Raw genomic sequence first — 17,513 nt, 5'->3', positions numbered from 1 at the left:
CCCTGGACTTTCGGCCGCCCATCACTCGGCGGCAACCCCTTCAGGAGGACCACCCTTGTTTAGCGCCATCGCGCGAATCTTCCGCACGCCTGATCTGCGAGCGAAGATCCTATTCACCCTGGGCATCATCGCGCTGTACCGCCTCGGCTCCAACGTCCCCGCTCCGTTCGTGAACTTCCCGAACGTCGAGCAGTGTCTGGCAGCCAACGCGGGCACCGAGGGTCTTCTGGGGCTCGTCAACCTCTTCTCCGGCGGTGCACTGCTGCAGCTGTCGATCTTCGCGCTCGGCGTCATGCCGTACATCACGGCGACGATCATCACCCAGCTGCTGCGCGTCGTCATCCCGCACTTCGAGGCGCTGCACAAGGAGGGCCAGGCCGGTCAGGCCAAGCTCACCCAGTACACCCGGTACCTGACGATCGCGCTCGCACTGCTGCAGTCGACGACGCTGGTCACCGTGGCACGCAGCGGTCAGCTCTTCGGCGCCACCGATGTCGCCGCTTGCCAGCAGCTGCTCACGAACGACGTGTGGTGGGCGCAGCTGCTCATCATCATCGCGATGACCGCCGGCACGGGTCTGATCATGTGGTTCGCCGAGATGGTCACCGAGCGTGGCATCGGCAACGGCATGTCGCTGCTCATCTTCACCTCGATCGCCGCCACCTTCCCGGCCGCGATGTGGAGCATCTGGGAGGCCCGCGGCTTCGAGACGTTCCTGTTGGTGTTGATCATCGGCATCGTCGTGATGGCTCTCGTCGTCTTCGTCGAGCAGTCGCAGCGCCGCATCCCGGTGCAGTACGCCAAGCGCATGGTCGGTCGTCGCACGTACGGCGGTACGAACACGTACATCCCGATCAAGGTGAACATGGCCGGTGTGATCCCGATCATCTTCGCCTCGTCGCTGCTGTACATCCCGATGCTGATCGCGCAGTTCAACACTCCCACCGACGGCACCGAGCCGCCGGCGTGGGTGACCTGGATCCTCACGAACTTCAGCACGGGTGACCAGCCGCTGTACATGGCCGTGTACTTCCTGCTGATCATCGGCTTCACGTACTTCTACGTCGCGATCACCTTCAACCCGGTCGAGGTCGCCGACAACATGAAGAAGTACGGCGGGTTCATCCCCGGTATCCGTGCCGGTCGTCCCACCGCCGAGTATCTCGACTACGTGCTCACCCGCATCACGTTCCCCGGTTCGCTGTACCTGGGCCTGGTCGCGCTGATCCCGCTGATCGCCCTGGCGACGGTGCAGGCCAACCAGAACTTCCCGTTCGGCGGCGCCTCGATCCTCATCATCGTCGGTGTGGGTCTGGAGACCGTGAAGCAGATCGACGCGCAGCTGCAGCAGCGCCACTACGAAGGGCTCCTCCGATGACCGCATCCGCACGCCTGCTCATCGTCGGCCCGCAGGGCTCGGGCAAGGGCACCCAGGGTGTCCTCGTGGCCGAGGCCTTCGGCATCCCCGTGGTCTCCACGGGCGACATCTTCCGCGCCAACATCAAGGCGGGCACCGAGCTCGGCCAGCAGGTGACGGCCATCATGGAGGCCGGCGACCTCGTCCCCGACGAGCTGACCAGCGCCATCGTTCGTGATCGTCTGTCGCAGGACGATGCCGCGAATGGTTTCCTGCTTGACGGGTACCCGCGCAACACGGCGCAGGTCGCCCACCTCGACGAGTTCCTCGGCGAGCGTGGCGAGACGCTGGATGCCGTGATCCTGCTCGACGTGCCGCGCGAGGAGAGCCTGGAGCGTCTGCGGCTGCGTGCGATCGAGCAGGGCCGCGCGGATGACACGGCCGAGGCGATCGCGAAGCGTCTGGACATCTACGAGCAGGAGACCGCTCCGATCATCGAGGTGTACGCCGAGCGCGGCATCGTCGACCGGATCGACGGCGTCGGCTCGCTCGAGGCGATCACCGAGCGTATCGGCGCCGCTCTCGCCGCGCGCGGTCTCGCGCAGCGGGTCTGACATGTTCCGTCGCGGCATCTACAAGACGCCGGCTCAGCTGCGGTCGATGATCGAGCCTGGACTCATCACCGCCGCTGCTCTCGCCGAGGTGCGGAGCCTTGTGCGCGCGGGCGTGACGACCGGGGAACTGGATAGCGCGGCAGAGCGGATCATCACCGGCCGCGGGGCCGAGTCGAACTTCAAGCTCGTGCGCGGGTACCGCAACACGACCTGCATCTCGGTCAACGAGCAGGTCGTGCACGGCATCCCCGGCTCGTACGTGCTGCAGCCGGGTGACATCGTCTCGATCGACTGCGGTGCGCAGTTCGAGGGGTGGAACGGCGACAGTGCGATCACGATCGTCGTTCCCGATCCCGAGCGCCCTGAGCTGGTCGCCCGCCGCGAGGAACTGTCGCGCGTGACCGAGGGGTCGATGTGGGCCGGCATCGCCGCGTTGGCCACGGCGTCGCACCTGGGTGAGGTCGGTGCCGCGATCGAGGACTACATCCTGGCGCAGGGCGCCTCCGAGGTGTCGGGGGAGAGCTACGGCATCCTGCGCGAATACGTCGGCCACGGCATCGGGCGCAAGATGCACGAGGCGCCGAGCGTCTTCAACTATGCGACGCCGGATGAGGGCGCGGAGATCCGCCCCGGCCTGGTCGTCGCGATCGAGCCGATGGTCACCGCTGGTGGCGAGGCCACGTTCGTCGAGGACGATGACTGGACGGTCTCGACCGTGGATGGTACCGACGGATCCCACTGGGAGCACAGCGTTGCCCGCCACGACGGCGGCGTCTGGGTGCTGACCGCCCCCGACGGCGGGGCCGCAGGCCTTGCGCCGTTCGGCGTGGTTCCTGTTCCGCTGGCCTGAGCCGCGCCTGTTCGACGCGCCGGTTCTGCGCTGGCGCGCCTGCGCTGCGCAGGCGTCTCGACGCAGGAGCGGCGTTTCGGGCCGGGAGGTGGTGTGCGCCGGATGCTTGCGGGGCAGCATCCGCATCGTCAAGGGGCTGTCCGGAGTTGCGGACCCCTCCGCCGCATCCGGCAGCTGCTCTGTCGACGCGCCGGTTTTGCGCTGGCGCGCCTGCTGTGCGCAGGCGTCTCGACGCAGGGGCGGCGTGTCGAGCTCAGAAGGCGCGGCGGGTGCGGTGGCGGAGCGTGGCGAGGAACGCAGCGGATGCCGGGCGCACGCGCCTCACGCCCGCTTCCAAAAGCCGATCGCGCAGCGGTGCCACCCGCCACGCATCCCGCGTCTCCCAGCGGACGACGGGATGTCCGTGCCGACGCAGGCGGTCTTCACGCCGCTTCTCATCCTTGAGTCGCTGAGCGGCTACCTCCGGATCGTCAAGCCCATACTTGCCCCACCCGTCTGACTCGCCGATCACCTGCGCGCTCGGGAAATAGAAGTCCGAGCGATCCCGCGACCCGTCGTAGGCGAACTCACGCTGCAGCTCGGGAGGCTCGAACCCGCACCAGCCGATCACCGCGCGACTCACGCTCTCCGTCGGGGACTCGCTGCGGCCGTCCGCGTTGTCCCATACCCACCTCGCCGCGGCGACGCCCCGCGGGTTCTCGCGGCTGGCGCACCGGGTCTGAAACTCGTCGACGGTGTGCGCCCCACCGCCTTGGACGGCGGAGAGCGCGGCATCCGCGACGGCGAGAGCCTGCGCGGGAGGCAGCACTCGGGCGAGATCAACCACGGTCTCGACCAGTGTGGTGACCCGGATGTTGCCGATGATTTCGTGCGCACGCGGCTCGACGCTGGCGTGCAGGCGCACGTCGCCGCGCACGTGCGTCGTCGCGCTCTGCGGCGCGTACGTGTGGATGCAGCGGGCTTCACCGAACAGGGGAAGCCCGTGGATGACGGCTGCCGACTCGTGGCTGAGTACCGCGTCCGGATGCGTGCGGACGAAGGCGTGAACGCGCGCGGCGTAGCGCCCCCACGGGGTCAGTGCCGCGAACGCCCTGCGCCGCGCGTACACGCCCGGGCGCACACGCACGTACTCCGGGGAGGGCAGCCGCAGCCCGGCCATCCTTCCCTCACTCGCGGTGAACAACTCGACGGGGGATTCCACCAGGGCGCGGTCAGTGAGTAGCAGGGGCATCCCGCGATCATTGCAACGCGAGGGGCCTTCTGGGGCGCGCACCCGCGGTGGCGGGGGATAACTCGGCGTGCGCGCCCGATGGGGGTAACGAAGCGGGGCCACCGAGACGCCGCTTCTGCGCCGACGCGCCTGCCCGCCACCGGCGCGTCGGCGCAGAACCGGCGCGTCGAGCCGCGGGCGCCTCAGCCGGTTCACACGCGAGACATAGCGTTCACCCGGCATGATGGATGCAGAGGCAAGCGGGTTCTGTCATGGGCGGAACCACTCACAGATCGGAATGCAATGGCTGCTGCTGCTCAGGGCAAGACCAACTGGTTCGCCATCGGAATCTCCATCGCCGTCGTCGTCGTGCTCGTCGTGCTCGGCGTCGTCGTGGTGTGGCTGAACAACCAGGCGACGGATGCCGGTCCCGCCCCGCAGGGCGACCTGATCAACTCCGAGACGGGCGCGCTGACCTTCGGTGACGGCGAGGACACCGTCGCGGTCTACATCGACTTCATGTGCCCGATCTGCAACAGCTTCGAGCAGCAGTACGGCGCGCAGCTGCAGCAGGCGGCCGCCGACGACAAGATCACGCTCGAGTACCACCCGATCGCGATCCTCGACCACTACTCGCAGGGCGCGGAGTACTCCTCGCGCTCGGCCGCCGCGATGTTCTGCGTCGCCGAGAGCAACCCCGACCTCGCCCTCGACTACATGGAGTCGCTGTTCACCAACCAGCCGGCCGAGAACACCACGGGTCTGACCGACGAGCAGCTCGCCGCCATGGCCGAGGAGGTCGGCGCGGGCGACGCCGCCAGATGCATCGCCGACGGCACCTACAAGAAGTTCGGTGCCGCACAGGCCAAGGCCAACGACATCCAGGGCACCCCCACGGTCGAGGTCAATGGCACGCGCCTCGACCTGCAGGCCGGTGAGATCACGCAGATGGAAGCCCTGCTGAAGTGAGACCGCGGGGCGCACATGATCGCCCCATTTGCCGCCGAGGTCAAGAGGGTCTATCATAGATCTTTGGTGCCTTGCGCCTTGATCCGGCGTGTCCGGACCGGCGGCACCACAAACCATCCATCCACCGCAGATCGACCGATCTGCAGAAGCGTCAGCGAGGCTATGGCTAAGAAAGACGGTGTCATCGAGATCGAGGGCGTCGTGTCCGAGGCTCTGCCCAACGCGATGTTCCGCGTTGAGCTCAGCAATGGACACAAGGTTCTGGCAACGATCTCCGGAAAGATGCGGCAGAACTACATCCGCATCATCCCCGAGGACCGCGTGGTCGTGGAGCTCAGCCCCTACGACCTGACCCGCGGCCGCATCGTCTACCGCTACCGCTGATCGGTCGAGAAGTAACGGCCTGCCCCTCGGGGCGGTACGAAGACAGCGAACAGGAAACATCATGAAGGTCAACCCCAGCGTCAAGCCCATCTGCGACCACTGCCGCGTGATCCGTCGTCACGGTCGCGTCATGGTGATCTGCAAGAGCAACCCGCGCCACAAGCAGCGCCAGGGCTGAATCGCGACGCCCGCTCGGCGACCGGCTCCGGTTGCCGAGTGCGCGCAGCGAGACAACGGATACAACTCAATACGACTAACGGCAGGATCAGACGCCACTCATGCAGTGGCTGACACCTCGGGGCGGAGGCCCGGGCACCGATCCTGCTCCACACCTCCACTCACTCCAGGAGAATTCGCATGGCACGTCTTGCCGGCGTTGACATCCCGCGCGACAAGCGCGTGGTGATCGCCCTCACGTACATCTACGGCATCGGCCGTACCCGCTCGGTCGAGATCCTCAAGGCCACCGAGATCGACGAGTCGATCCGCGTCAAGGACCTTTCCGACGAGCAGCTCGTCGCACTCCGCGACTACATCGAAGGCACCTACAAGGTGGAGGGTGACCTGCGCCGCGAGGTCGCCGCAGACATCCGCCGCAAGGTCGAGATCGGCTCCTACGAGGGCCTTCGCCACCGTCGTGGCCTCCCGGTCCGCGGACAGCGCACCAAGACCAACGCGCGTACCCGCAAGGGCCCGAAGCGCACCGTCGCAGGCAAGAAGAAGGCCCGCTAAGCGGCCAGGGATTAGGAGACAAGAATCATGGCTGCACCCAAGGCCGCCGCGCGCAAGCCGCGCCGCAAGGAGAAGAAGAACATCGCGCTGGGCCAGGCCCACATCAAGTCGACGTTCAACAACACCATCGTCTCGATCACCGACCCGTCCGGCGCTGTCATCAGCTGGGCCTCGTCGGGTGGCGTGGGCTTCAAGGGCTCGCGCAAGTCGACCCCGTACGCCGCAGGCATGGCAGCGGAGTCCGCTGCCCGCCAGGCTGCGGAGCACGGCGTCAAGAAGGTCGACGTCTTCGTCAAGGGCCCGGGCTCCGGTCGCGAGACCGCGATCCGCTCGCTCCAGGCCGCCGGCCTCGAGGTCGGTTCGATCCAGGACGTGACGCCCCAGGCTCACAACGGCGTTCGCCCGCCGAAGCGCCGCCGCGTCTGATGCGTAACGAGGATGTCGGTCCCTGAGGGGCCGGCATCCTCGCCTCTGGTTTTTCCACAACTCAAGACCTCACCCAGCACATGTCATATAGCGGGCATGTGATCGAAAGGAACACATAGTGCTCATCGCACAGCGTCCCACTCTCACCGAGGAAAAGCTCTCCGAGAACCGCAGCCGGTTCGTCATCGAGCCGCTCGAGCCCGGCTTCGGCTACACGATCGGCAACGCGCTGCGTCGCAGCCTGCTGTCGTCGATCCCCGGCGCTGCCGTCACCACCATTCGCCTCGACGGCGTGCTGCACGAGTTCAGCACCATCCCGGGTGTGAAGGAAGACGTCACCGAGATCATCCTCAACATCAAGCAGCTGGTCGTCTCCTCGGAGCGCGACGAGCCGATCACCGCCTACCTGCGCAAGACCGGCGCCGGTGAGGTCACCGCGGCTGACATCTCGGCTCCGGCCGGCGTCGAGGTGCACAACCCCGACCTCGTCATCGCGACCCTCAACGACACCGCTCGTTTCGAGCTCGAGCTCACCATCGAGCGTGGCCGCGGCTACGTCTCGGCTGCGCAGAACCGCAACGAGTACGCCGAGGCCGGTCAGATCCCGATCGACTCGATCTACTCGCCGGTGCTCAAGGTCAGCTACCGCGTCGACGCCACCCGTGCCGGTGAGCGCACCGACTTCGACAAGCTCGTCCTTGACGTCGAGACCAAGTCGGCCATCAGCCCCCGCGACGCCGTCGCTTCGGCTGCCAAGACGCTCACCGAGCTGTTCGGCCTCGCCCGCGAGCTGAACGTCGAGGCTGAGGGCATCGAGATCGGCCCGGCGCCGGTCGAGGCTGCTCTCTCCAGCGAGCTGTCGATGCCGATCGAGGACCTCGACCTGTCGGTTCGCTCGTACAACTGCCTCAAGCGCGAGGGCATCAACACCGTCGCGGAGCTCGTCGCCCTCTCGGAGACGCAGCTCATGAACATCCGCAATTTCGGACAGAAGTCGGTCGACGAGGTGCGCGACAAGCTCGTCTCGCTCGGACTGTCGCTGAAGGACTCGGTGCCCGGTTTCGACGGCGCCCACTTCTACGGCGGCAGCGAAGACGAATCCTTCTGAAACCCGACCTTTATCTGACCAGGAGTTAGACGATTATGCCCAAGCCCACCAAGGGTCCCCGCCTCGGAGGCGGCCCCGCCCACGAGCGCCTTCTTCTCGCGAACCTCGCAGCGGCGCTGTTCACCCACAAGTCGATCAAGACGACCGAGACCAAGGCCAAGCGCCTGCGTCCGCTCGCCGAGCGCCTCGTCACCTTCGCCAAGCGCGGTGACCTGCACGCTCGTCGTCGCGTGCTCTCGGTCATCGGTGACAAGGACGCCACGCACGTGCTGTTCGCCGAGATCGCTCCGCTGGTCGCCGAGCGTGAGGGTGGCTACACCCGCATCACGAAGGTCGGCAACCGCAAGGGTGACAACGCCCCCATGGCCGTGATCGAGCTCGTCCTCGAGCCCGTCACCCCGAAGAAGAAGGCCGCCGCCAAGGCTGCCCCGAAGGCTGAGAAGGCTGCCAAGCCCGCCAAGGCTGAGAAGGCTGAGGAGGCTCCCGCCGAGGAGACCGCCGCACCCGCCGCTCTCGTCGGCGAATTCGGTGACGACTCCGCCGCTCCTCTCGAGGACGGCTCGGCTCCCGAGGGCTTCGACATCAAGGGCAACAAGGACTCGATGAAGTTCCACCGCCCGGATGGCCAGTGGTACGACCAGACCATCGCTGAGGTGTGGTTCCGCACCCCCGAGGCCGCTGAGGCCGCTGGTTTCACCGAGGCCGGCAAGTAAGCCGCAGCAGTACACACGAACGAAGCCCGCTTCCCGAAAAGGAGGCGGGCTTCGTCGTAGGTGCGGCGGGGTCAGGCGCGGGCGCGCAGGTCCTTGCGCAGGATCTTGCCGGATGCCGACTTCGGCACGACGTCGATGAACTCGACCAGGCGTACCTTCTCGTGCGGGGCGACCTTCGCCGCGACGAAGTCCATGACGTCCTGCGCGGTGAGTTCGGCATCCGCCTGTCGCACGACGAACGCCTTCGGCACCTCCTGGCCGTCGTCGTCGTTCGCGCCGACCACGGCGGCATCGGCGATGGAAGGATGCTCGAGCAGCACCGCCTCGAGCACGGCGGGCGCCACCTGGTAGCCCTTGTACTTGATGAGTTCCTTGAGGCGGTCGACGATGCGGAAGATCTCGCCGTCGGTGACGGTCGCGACATCGCCGGTGCGCAGCCAGCCCTCGTCATCGAGCATCTCGGCGGTCGCCTCCGGGCGGTTCAGATATCCCGTCATCACCTGCGGCCCGCGCACCCACAGTTCGCCCGGTGCGCTCGTGCCCGCAGCGGGCACGTCGACATCCGCCCCGGTCTCGGGGTCGACCAGGCGCGCCTCGGTGTTCGGCACGAGGGGGCCGATCGACGACTTGTCGATGTCGTCACGCTCGCCGGGGATGAGGTTCACGGCCGGGCTCGTCTCGGTCATGCCGTAGCCCTGCACCACCGCGCAGCCCAGGCGCCGCTCGACGGCAGCGGCCAGTGCGCCGTCCAGGGGTGCCGCGCCGGAGAAGATCACGCGGATGGGGGAGAGGTCGTACTGGTCGACGATCGGATGCTTCGCCAGCGCGACCGCGATCGGCGGGGCCACGAAGACCCACGAGGTGCGGTGCTCGCTGATGATGCGCAGGAACTCCGGCAGATCGAACTTCGGCATCGTGACCAGGGCCGCCCGCTGCCGGACGGCGAAGTTCAGTAGCACGGTCATGCCGTAGATATGGAAGAACGGCAGCACCGCGAGCACGCGGTCGTCATCATTCACACTCAGCACGGGCGCGCACTGTGCGACGTTGGCCACGAGATTGCGATGCGTGAGCATGACGCCCTTCGGTCGCCCGGTCGTGCCGGACGAGTAGGGCAGCACGGCGAGATGCGTGGCTGGATCGAAGCTCACTTCTGGTGCTTCATGCCCCTCGGCGAGCAGGGAGGGGAGAGAGGGATGCCCCTCGGCGCCGTCCAGCACGATGAGGTGATCAGCCGGCATCCCCAGCTTCTCGGCAGCGGCGAGGGCGCCAGGCAGCAGGGGGCTGACGGTGATCAGCCACTCGGCGCCGGCGTCGGTGAGCTGGTTCGCGATCTCGTCGGGCGTGTACAGCGAGTTGATCGTGGTCGCGGTGGCTCCTGCGCGCAGGATGCCGTGGAACACGGTTGCGAACGCCGGCACGTTGGGGCAGAGCACGCCGACCACGGAGCCCACGCCGATGCCGCGGGAGGCGAGGGCGCCGGCGAACAGGTTGATCTGGCCGATGAGCTGGCGGTAGGTCGTCTCGGCGCCGCTCATGCCATCGATGATCGCCACGGCGTCCAGGCGTTCGTCTTCGAGCGATCCGAAGAGGTAGTCGTACACCGGGACGTTCGGGATGTCGACGTCAGCGAAGCGGCTGTGCAGCATGGAGATCTCCTTCGATCGTGATCGCGGAGCACCCCGCGATGTGATTCAGTCTCGCATGGGCTGAGACGCAGTGCCAGAGAGCGTGCCGACGGGATCGCCCAGGAGGTCTGAGGGTCGGAAGCGCGTCGCCCCCGGGGGATAGTCTGGATCTGTGCATGCGGATCAGGCCACCACCCGGGGGCCTCGCGCGTACGCGGCTTTCATCGGCATCGGTCTGCTCGCAGGTCTCCTCTCGGGCCTGTTCGGAGTCGGCGGTGGAACGGTCATCGTGCCGCTGCTGGTGTTCCTGCTGTTCTTCGATCAGCGGCGGGCCGCTGGCACCTCCCTGGCGGCGATCGTGCCGACGGCCGGTGTCGGTGTCATCTCGTACGCCCTCGCCGGCGCGGTGGAGTGGATCCCCGCGCTCATCCTCGCTGCGGGTGCGGTCGTGGGCGCCCAGATCGGCACGTGGCTGCTGCCCCGCATCTCGCAGACCGCCTTGCGCTGGGGCTTCGTCGGCTTCTTGCTCGTGGTGATCGTGAGTCTGTTCATCGTGATCCCCTCCCGCGGTGCCGTGCTCGAACTCACCTGGCTCGCCGGACTGGGTCTCGCCGGAGTCGGCGTGTTCACCGGCATCCTCGCCGGCCTCATCGGCGTGGGAGGCGGAGTCGTCGTCGTACCCGTGCTGATGCTGTTGTTCGGCACGAGCGACCTCGCGGCGAAGGGCACGTCGCTGCTCATGATGATCCCGACAGCGGTCTCGGGCACCATCGGCAACCTGCGCCGGCGCAACGTCGACCTCACTGCTGCCGCGTTCGTCGGCGTCTCCGCGTGCGCGACCACGGCGATCGGAGCGTGGCTGGCCACCGTGGTCAACCCCTTCGTCGGCAACATGCTCTTCGCGGCATATCTCGCGTTCATCGCCGCTCAGATGGCGATCAAGGCCGTCCGAGGACGTCGGGCCTGACAGATCCTGGGCACGGCTGAGGGGCGACGTCTCATCTGAGACGCCGCCCCTGTTCAGACAGTGCTCACTCGCAGTGGAAGGTGGCATCACCCCACACGCCGTGCGCTCCGTTGATCGATCCGGGCGCCTCGACGATGAGGTCGACGTACTGCGCGCCGCGCAGGTCGATGTCGACCGACTCGGGGGCGAAGCCCGGTGTGTAGGTGCGTGACTGGTATTTGTTCACGCCGTCGATGTCGACCTTGAAGATCACATTGCCGGCGAAGCCCTTCTCGAGTCCGACCTCAGCGGTGAAGGCCGTGCAGGCGCCACCCGTGTAGTAGCTGATCTTGGACTGAGCGTGCACACCCAGGCCTTTCTGATAGGTCGGGTAGGTGCCCGTTGCCGGGTCGACGTAGTTGATCGCGAGCGGCAGGTCGGGGGAGTTCGCAGCGTCCTTGTTCGCCACGTTCTTCCCAATCACGCCCCAGCCGTTCGTGGCGCTCAGCCACGGAAGCTCTGCAGCCCCGATGGTGCCAGAGGGCGACGGCGGCAGCGGCTGGTCGACGATCTTCCAGTCAAAGATGCGTAGCCGACTCTCGGTGGGCAGGACCACGTACGCCAGTTCTTTCGATGGGTTCAGCCGCACGAGGTTGGAGTACACCTGATACCTGTATCCGGAGTACTCGTAGACGGCGGGGTTGTTGGCGTTGTTGCGCCCCATTGAAACGACCGCGACGGTGGCGCCCCCGAGACCGGATGCCTGCTGCAGCCAGTTTGGAATGAACAGGTTCTGCGTGCTGACGGTGCCGTCGGCATAGTGCAGTTCGATCGACGGGTTCACGCCGCCGCCAGACGCAGCCGAGGCGAGCACGGCGAGGTGCGTGCCCTGGCCCTGCAGTGAGATCGTCTGTCCGGCCGGTGCCACCGAGTCATCGGCGCCCGTGGCGGAGGGCCAGGTGTAGCCGATCGCCGCCTCCCCGCTGCCCACCGTGACGGTCGACCCGGGCGTGACACCTGCGCGCTCCAGCGCCTCAGCCGAGAATGAGGCGCCGCCACCGTCGAAGTCACCATCCTTCGCCGTCGTCAGCGTGGTCACCGAGTCGGCGTTGTAAGCGCCGGCGAGAGAGCCAAAGGCGACGTAGATCTCATTGGCGCCCGTCACCTCCTGCGCCAGCTTCTGCGAGGTGTAGCCGGCCACGACCTTCACGGTCTGCTGGTCGGCCTCGGCAACATCCGTGACCTCGAACGTGAAGCTCGCCGTCGCCGACGCGCCCGCGTTCACGAGCCCGGGTCGATCTCCCTCGGACGACACGAGCGTCCAGCCGGCGGGAGCGACCGGCGTGAGCACCACGTTCTCCTTCTTCTTGGTTCCGGTGTTGCGGAACGTGGCGGTGAGGGTGGTCTCCTCACCCTGGAAGACGCGCTCGTCGACATCGACCGAGACGGACGCCGCGGTGACGTCTGCGTCTCGCCCACCGACGGCGCTGGTCGCGGTGAGCACGACCTCGGCGCTGCGATCCGATGCGATCGACCCCGTCTTCACGGTGATCACTCCGCCCGCGTCGTCGGCGTCGAAGAACCAGCCGGTCTTGCGCTCGGCGAGAGCGGTCAGCTACGGTGCTTCGCTCAGACGGGTGCCGGCGACGGTGACGTTCTTCGGTGCCGATCCCGTGTGGGCCTTGATCACATAGGGGCGGGCCTTGGCCTTGCCGTCGTAGTCGCCGTCACGTTCACCGAGTGTGATCGTGACGGTGCCCTTCTTGGCCGCCTCTGGTGCATCCACGCTGATCTTCTGTGTGCTCGACTTACCGTCGGCGTAGGCGCGGGTGACCTTGTCGTCCTCGTAGAGGGCGAACGAGCTCTCACCCTGCGGGTAGGTGGTGATTGTCACGGCCGAGTCCTCGGGGACAAGCGAGGCGTTGCGGGCCACGATTCCCTGCGGGACGACGGCCCCGGCGCGTACGAAGATCGGCAGCTTGTCCAGCGGCGCGGGGTGGCCGTTGAGCACCTGACCGCCCTCGTACACGGTGCCGGTCCAGTAGTCGATCCACTGCTCGCCGGCCGGCAGATAGATGCCGTTGCGCACCGTGGTCTTGGTGAAGACCGGGGCGACGAGGTAGTCGCCGCCGAGCAGAAACTCGTTGTTCGCCTCGACGCTGTACGAACCCGGATCCTTCGGGTACTCGAGAGCCAGCGAGCGCATCATCGGCAGTCCGGAGCGGTGCGACTCTGCGGCGAGGGTGTAGATGTACGGCATCAGTTGCTGGCGCAGCTGGAGATACGACCGATTGATGTCTGTCGCTTCCTCGCCGTACAGCCAGGGGCGCTTGTCTTTCGCTGCCCAACCGCTCATCGAGTACAGCGCCGGCGCGAACGCCTTCCACTGCAAGTCACGCACGTAACTTTCGGTCGACCCGCCGAAGATGCCGTCGACGTCGCCAGTGGTGAACGGCAGGCCCGAGTTGCTGGCGCCTGTGAGCGCAGAGACCTGCCAGCGAACCGCGTCGAGGTTACCGGTGTGGTCGCCTGTCCACTGCATGCCGCAGCGCTGCGACCCGGCCCAGCCCTCCACCATGAGCGAGGTGCCGCGAGCATCCGAGTACTGTTCGATGCCGCTGTGCGCGGCCTCGCATCCCGTCAGCGACATCCGGTAACCGTGACCGACCCAGGCGACGTCGAGCTTGCGCAGCCGCACGCCCGCTTCGCCGACCTCGTACTCCTGGTTGGTCAGTGAGCGCTCGGTCCAGAGGCCGGTCTTGAGCCCGGTCTGCTCCTCGATCGCGTCGATGGTCTCTGGCAGCTCCTGGTACTCGCACCCGTAGCCGTCGTTGACCAGCATCCATCCGGCGGGCATGTCATAGTCGACGAAGTCCTGCGCGAAGTCGAGCGCCTGCGGGGTGCGGAGCTTGGCCGGGTCGCGATAGGCGTTGTAGGTGGGGCTTGAGCGGTTGTAGCAGTCAGCGTCGCCGTACTCGAGTGCATACACCGGCGGCATCATCGGACGGCCGGTGAGCTGGGTGTACGACTCGAGTGACGCGCCGTAGTCTCCCACGAAGTAGCAAGCGTCGAAGCGGCGCTCCTGGTGTGTGGTCGTGCCGTTCTTGAAGTCGTACGTGCCGCGCGCGAACGTGTTGCGCAGCACGCCGTATCCCTCAGACGACATGTAGTACGGCACCGCGTTGGGGTAGCCCTCGTCGTCCCAGTCGGTGTTGCGTGAGACGTTGATGACCGACCCGGTGTGGATCGAGCGGCCGTTCTGCATGCCGCCGCCGAGGAACTGCTCGCCCTCGACCGCCTTCAGGTGCTGGGTGGCGGTGGTGGCGCTGAAGGTGATCGGTGCTTTCTCGGCGAAGATCGCGGTGCCGTCGGCCTTCGTGGCCGAAACGGCGCCGGTGCCCCGGTCGATCGTGACGGTGACCTTCGCGCTGGAGATCGAGATGGTGTCGTCGTCGTCGTCGACGGTGATGCGGGATGCATCGAAGCTGTCTGATCCGACGACGATGTTCGCGGTGCGGGTCGGATCGCCCTGTGGGGTGTTGGCCGGGTCGGTGAACGCGCCGGAGGGATCGGCTTCCAGACGGAACGTGCCGTCTTCGAGGAAGGTGATTCGCATCGCGCCGTTCTCTGCGGTGAGGGTGACGCTGGCGCCGCTCTGCGAAACCGCGGTGATGGCACCGATGGAGGTGCCTGCGGCGTCGACGGGCACTTCAGGGCTGGCGGGTTTAGGTGTGATCGGGGTGGGGGCGGAGCTCGATCCGGGTGCCGCGGCTGCGGCACCTGATGCGCCCAGGCCGGTGAGGCCGACGCCCGTGACGGCCATGGCCGCAGCGAGTCCGAGAGCGGTGATCTGTCGTCGGCCCGTGAGCCGTGGGGAGGTTAACGTCATCGTTGCCCTATCTATGTGATTGTCTTTGCGTATATTGCGCATCAAACAACCACATAGCACCACATTCGCTCGGAGGGAGTCAAGAGTGTGCCCCTCGGTAGGATCGAAGGGTGCCAGTGAACCCTGATCTCGTCGGACGTGAGTTCCCGCCGACCGCCCCGTACCTCGTCGGGCGAGAGAAGGTGCGCGAGTTCGCGCGCGCCGTCTTCGCCGATGCGCCGCAGCACACCGACGTCGAGGCCGCGCGCGCGGCCGGGTACGCCGACGTGGTGGCCCCGCCGACCTTTGCGATGGTCATCCAGGACCAGACCTTGCAGCAGCTCCTCGCCCTCGACGACTCCGGGATCGAGCTCTCGCGCACGATCCACGCCGAGCAGAAGTTCCAGTACTCGCGCCCGATCGTCGCCGGCGACGAGCTCACCGGACAGCTGCAGGTCACCGGCATCCGCACCCTCGGGGGCAACGCGATGATCACCAGCGAGGCGATCATCACCGACACGAGCGGTGCGCATGTCGTCACCGCCACCAGCGTGCTGCTGGTGGGAGAGGGGGAGTGATGGGCTACGCCGTGGGCGATGTCATCGCCGAGCGCACCCTGCACCTGACGCGTGAATCGCTCGTGCGGTACGCCGGCGCCTCGGGCGACTTCAACCCGATCCACTACCGAGACGACATCGCCGCCGCTGTCGGGCTGCCCGGCGTGCTGGCGCACGGGATGCTCACCATGGGCCTCGCGTCATCGGTCGTGCTTGCGGCGCTGCCCGCCGACGTGAAGCTCATCGACTACGGGGTGCGCTTCACCAAGCCCGTCGTCGTCGACCCCGACACCGGCGCCGATGTGCACGTCGTGGCCAAGGTCGGGGCGGTCGACGACACCTCGGCGCGCATCGACCTCACGGTCAAGTACGCCGAGAACACGGTTCTGGTCAAGGCGCAGCTGCGGGTGGCGCTCTGACATGGCCGAGATCACGCCGATCCCGCTCCGCGAACTGACGACACTCCGCACCGGAGCCGCCCCGGAGCGGATGCTCGAGGCGCACACGGTTCCCGAGCTGATCGACGCGTTGCAGCAGACCTGGGCGCGGGGTGATGAGTGGTTCGTGCTCGGTGGCGGATCGAACCTCTTCGCCGGAGACGTGCCGTTCGACGGCACCGTGATCCGCGTTCTTACCAGCGGCGTCGAAGAGCTGCCGTCGCCGCACGAGGGGCGCGTGCGCCTGCGTGTGCAGGCGGGTCACTCGTGGGATGAGCTCGTCGCCTATGCCGTGGAGCGGGGGTATGCGGGGATCGAGGCGATGTCGGGCATCCCCGGCACCGTCGGCGGCGCACCGGTGCAGAACATCGGCGCATACGGCCAGGAGATCCAGGAAACGCTCGTCGAGGTGGAGCTCATCGACGAGGATGCCATCGGGCCGATCACCGTGCCAGCCGAGGAGCTCGGCCTTGGCTTCCGCACCTCGGTGCTCAAGCACCACTACGGCTCGGCGCCGGATCGGCGGGCCGTCATCCTCTCCGTCACGCTCGACCTCGCCGCCACTGGCAGCGAAGGCCGCGTGATCCGTGGGGAGCAGCTGCGACGGGCCCTCGGTCTCGAAGATCACGCGCCGGTGCCGCTGCCGTGGGTGCGCGAGCGCATCCTCGCCACGCGCGCGGCGAAGGGGATGCTGCTCGACGACGCCGACCCCGACACGCACAGCGCCGGTTCGTTCTTCCAGAACGCGATCGTGTCCGAGCGCGTAGCGCGATCGCTCCCCGCCGAGTGCCCGCGGTGGCCCGTCGAACCCGACCTCGACACCGTCACGGTGATTCCGCTCGCTGTCTACGGCGGTGTCATGCCGACGCCGATCGTCCGCGAGGCTGAGGTGAAGGTCAGCGCCGCCTGGCTGATCGAGCACGCCGGCATCCGCAAGGGATTCAAGCTGCCGCGCTCGCGCGCCTCGGTCTCGACCAAGCACGCTCTCGCCCTCACCAACAGGGGAGGGGCGACGGCCGCTGAGGTCTCGGAGCTGGCCCGGTTCATCCAGAGCCGCGTGCACGCCGAGTTCGGCCTGCTGCTGCAGCCCGAGCCGGTGCTCGTCGACGTGGAGCTGTAGCGGCCTCTGCACCTGCCACGTACGCTCGATGGATGACTGTACCGACGCCGTATCTGCTCTTCCCCGGAAACGCGGCCGAGGCGCTGCATCACTACCGCTCCGTGTTCGGCGGTGAGCTGCGCCTGTTCGACTACGCCACGGCCGGGCGACACGATGGGCCGGGCGATGCGATCGCGCATGGTCAGCTGTCGGGCCCGGTCGATCTCGCCGCGGCGGATGCCGGCGCAGATGACGACGGCGTGCAGATGAGCGGCATGTTCCTGTCTCTGCTCGGCACGACCGACGACTCCACGCTCACCGGGTGGTTCGATGCGCTCGCCGCCGGCGGGCACGTGATCGACCCGCTGCAGCAGCGCCCGTGGGGCGACTACGACGGCACGCTCGTCGACCGCTACGGCATCCGCTGGCTCATCGGCTTCGAGGGCTGACCGCCCGAGCCCCGCGCCGACACCCCGGGTACGCGCCGAGACCCCGTGCTGCGTGCGTCCACAGCGCGGGGTCTCGGCGATAAGACGGGGTCTCGGCGAAGGGGCGCGCGCGAAGGGGGCGGGCGCGTGCAGTGTGCGGGCGCGGCGCGGCGCGGCGTCGAGACGG

At 67.4% G+C, this 17,513-nt stretch carries 19 protein-coding genes; 15 read left to right on the top strand and 4 right to left on the bottom strand.

What is annotated here, in order from left to right; genetic code table 11:
* Positions 1 to 55 precede the first annotated feature (55 nt).
* Genes secY through map form a run of 3 tightly spaced genes read left to right on the top strand, consistent with a single transcriptional unit; the run spans position 56 to position 2,821 of the window.
* A complete protein-coding gene (secY, locus tag WDU93_RS00465; RefSeq protein WP_337316244.1) occupies positions 56 to 1,378 on the top strand; it encodes a preprotein translocase subunit SecY in 1,323 nt (440 codons plus the stop codon).
* Complete coding sequence (locus WDU93_RS00460; RefSeq protein ID WP_337316243.1) at positions 1,375 to 1,971, top strand: adenylate kinase; 597 nt, start codon at positions 1,375 to 1,377, stop codon at positions 1,969 to 1,971. The genes secY and WDU93_RS00460 overlap by 4 nt, the downstream gene beginning before the upstream one ends.
* A gap of 1 nt (position 1,972) precedes the next feature.
* Positions 1,973 to 2,821, top strand: a complete 849-nt coding sequence (gene map, locus WDU93_RS00455; RefSeq protein ID WP_337316241.1) for a type I methionyl aminopeptidase — start codon at positions 1,973 to 1,975, stop codon at positions 2,819 to 2,821.
* 253 nt (positions 2,822 to 3,074) lie between these two features.
* On the opposite strand, the gene WDU93_RS00450 is transcribed toward map, so the two are convergent.
* Positions 3,075 to 4,052 (bottom strand): hypothetical protein, encoded by a 978-nt coding sequence (locus WDU93_RS00450; RefSeq protein WP_337316239.1) that lies wholly within the window; start codon positions 4,050 to 4,052, stop codon positions 3,075 to 3,077.
* A 282-nt stretch (positions 4,053 to 4,334) separates the two neighbouring features.
* Here WDU93_RS00450 and WDU93_RS00445 point away from each other — a divergent pair, with 282 nt between their 5' ends.
* From WDU93_RS00445 to rplQ, 7 genes are all read left to right on the top strand, one after another.
* Positions 4,335 to 5,000 (top strand): DsbA family protein, encoded by a 666-nt coding sequence (locus WDU93_RS00445; RefSeq protein ID WP_337316237.1) that lies wholly within the window; start codon positions 4,335 to 4,337, stop codon positions 4,998 to 5,000.
* Positions 5,001 to 5,162: 162 nt separating this feature from the next.
* Entirely contained in the window at positions 5,163 to 5,384 is a 222-nt protein-coding gene (gene infA, locus WDU93_RS00440) for a translation initiation factor IF-1 (RefSeq protein ID WP_018171468.1), read from the top strand.
* Between the two features lie 61 nt (positions 5,385 to 5,445).
* Entirely contained in the window at positions 5,446 to 5,562 is a 117-nt protein-coding gene (gene rpmJ, locus WDU93_RS00435; protein WP_071644008.1) for a 50S ribosomal protein L36, read from the top strand.
* A 179-nt stretch (positions 5,563 to 5,741) separates the two neighbouring features.
* Positions 5,742 to 6,116 carry a 30S ribosomal protein S13 gene (gene rpsM / locus WDU93_RS00430; protein ID WP_337316219.1) on the top strand — a complete coding sequence of 125 codons (375 nt, stop codon included), beginning with the start codon at positions 5,742 to 5,744 and terminating at the stop codon, positions 6,114 to 6,116.
* A gap of 27 nt (positions 6,117 to 6,143) precedes the next feature.
* A complete protein-coding gene (gene rpsK, locus WDU93_RS00425) occupies positions 6,144 to 6,542 on the top strand; it encodes a 30S ribosomal protein S11 (RefSeq protein WP_337316217.1) in 399 nt (132 codons plus the stop codon).
* 118 nt (positions 6,543 to 6,660) lie between these two features.
* Positions 6,661 to 7,650, top strand: a complete 990-nt coding sequence (locus WDU93_RS00420; RefSeq protein WP_337316215.1) for a DNA-directed RNA polymerase subunit alpha — start codon at positions 6,661 to 6,663, stop codon at positions 7,648 to 7,650.
* A 35-nt stretch (positions 7,651 to 7,685) separates the two neighbouring features.
* Positions 7,686 to 8,363, top strand: coding sequence for a 50S ribosomal protein L17, sunset domain variant (rplQ, locus tag WDU93_RS00415; protein ID WP_337316213.1), 678 nt, complete (start codon positions 7,686 to 7,688; stop codon positions 8,361 to 8,363).
* A 71-nt stretch (positions 8,364 to 8,434) separates the two neighbouring features.
* Here rplQ and WDU93_RS00410 read toward each other — a convergent pair whose 3' ends face one another.
* Entirely contained in the window at positions 8,435 to 10,012 is a 1,578-nt protein-coding gene (locus WDU93_RS00410) for an AMP-binding protein (RefSeq protein WP_337316212.1), read from the bottom strand.
* A gap of 151 nt (positions 10,013 to 10,163) precedes the next feature.
* Here WDU93_RS00410 and WDU93_RS00405 point away from each other — a divergent pair, with 151 nt between their 5' ends.
* Entirely contained in the window at positions 10,164 to 10,958 is a 795-nt protein-coding gene (locus WDU93_RS00405) for a sulfite exporter TauE/SafE family protein (protein WP_337316210.1), read from the top strand.
* Positions 10,959 to 11,022: 64 nt separating this feature from the next.
* Here the strand turns inward: WDU93_RS00405 and WDU93_RS00400 are convergent, their stop codons facing one another.
* Together WDU93_RS00400 and WDU93_RS00395 are read right to left on the bottom strand one after the other, a co-directional pair.
* Entirely contained in the window at positions 11,023 to 12,492 is a 1,470-nt protein-coding gene (locus WDU93_RS00400; RefSeq protein WP_337316208.1) for an NPCBM/NEW2 domain-containing protein, read from the bottom strand.
* Positions 12,493 to 12,552: 60 nt separating this feature from the next.
* Positions 12,553 to 14,826, bottom strand: coding sequence for a glycoside hydrolase family 31 protein (locus tag WDU93_RS00395; RefSeq protein WP_337316205.1), 2,274 nt, complete (start codon positions 14,824 to 14,826; stop codon positions 12,553 to 12,555).
* A gap of 110 nt (positions 14,827 to 14,936) precedes the next feature.
* Between WDU93_RS00395 and WDU93_RS00390 the strand changes: the two genes are divergently transcribed.
* The 4 genes from WDU93_RS00390 to WDU93_RS00375 are packed head-to-tail and all read left to right on the top strand — an operon-like array spanning position 14,937 to position 17,347.
* On the top strand, positions 14,937 to 15,383 hold the full coding sequence (locus tag WDU93_RS00390) for an FAS1-like dehydratase domain-containing protein (protein ID WP_337316203.1): 447 nt from the start codon (positions 14,937 to 14,939) through the stop codon (positions 15,381 to 15,383).
* Positions 15,383 to 15,781: a MaoC/PaaZ C-terminal domain-containing protein gene (locus WDU93_RS00385; RefSeq protein WP_337316200.1), complete on the top strand. Its 399-nt coding sequence runs from the start codon at positions 15,383 to 15,385 to the stop codon at positions 15,779 to 15,781. The genes WDU93_RS00390 and WDU93_RS00385 overlap by 1 nt, the downstream gene beginning before the upstream one ends.
* Before the next feature lies 1 nt (position 15,782).
* The gene (locus WDU93_RS00380; protein WP_337316198.1) at positions 15,783 to 16,919 is read left to right on the top strand and encodes a UDP-N-acetylmuramate dehydrogenase; all 1,137 of its coding nucleotides are present in this window, start codon (positions 15,783 to 15,785) and stop codon (positions 16,917 to 16,919) included.
* 32 nt (positions 16,920 to 16,951) lie between these two features.
* Positions 16,952 to 17,347 carry a VOC family protein gene (locus tag WDU93_RS00375; RefSeq protein ID WP_337316196.1) on the top strand — a complete coding sequence of 132 codons (396 nt, stop codon included), beginning with the start codon at positions 16,952 to 16,954 and terminating at the stop codon, positions 17,345 to 17,347.
* Positions 17,348 to 17,513 lie beyond the last annotated feature (166 nt).

The sequence above is a fragment of the Microbacterium istanbulense genome (genome assembly GCF_037204145.1).
Lineage (GTDB): Bacteria > Actinomycetota > Actinomycetes > Actinomycetales > Microbacteriaceae > Microbacterium > Microbacterium istanbulense.
The sequence above is the reverse complement of the archived record's forward strand: the minus strand, read 5'-3'. Positions and strand labels throughout refer to the sequence as shown.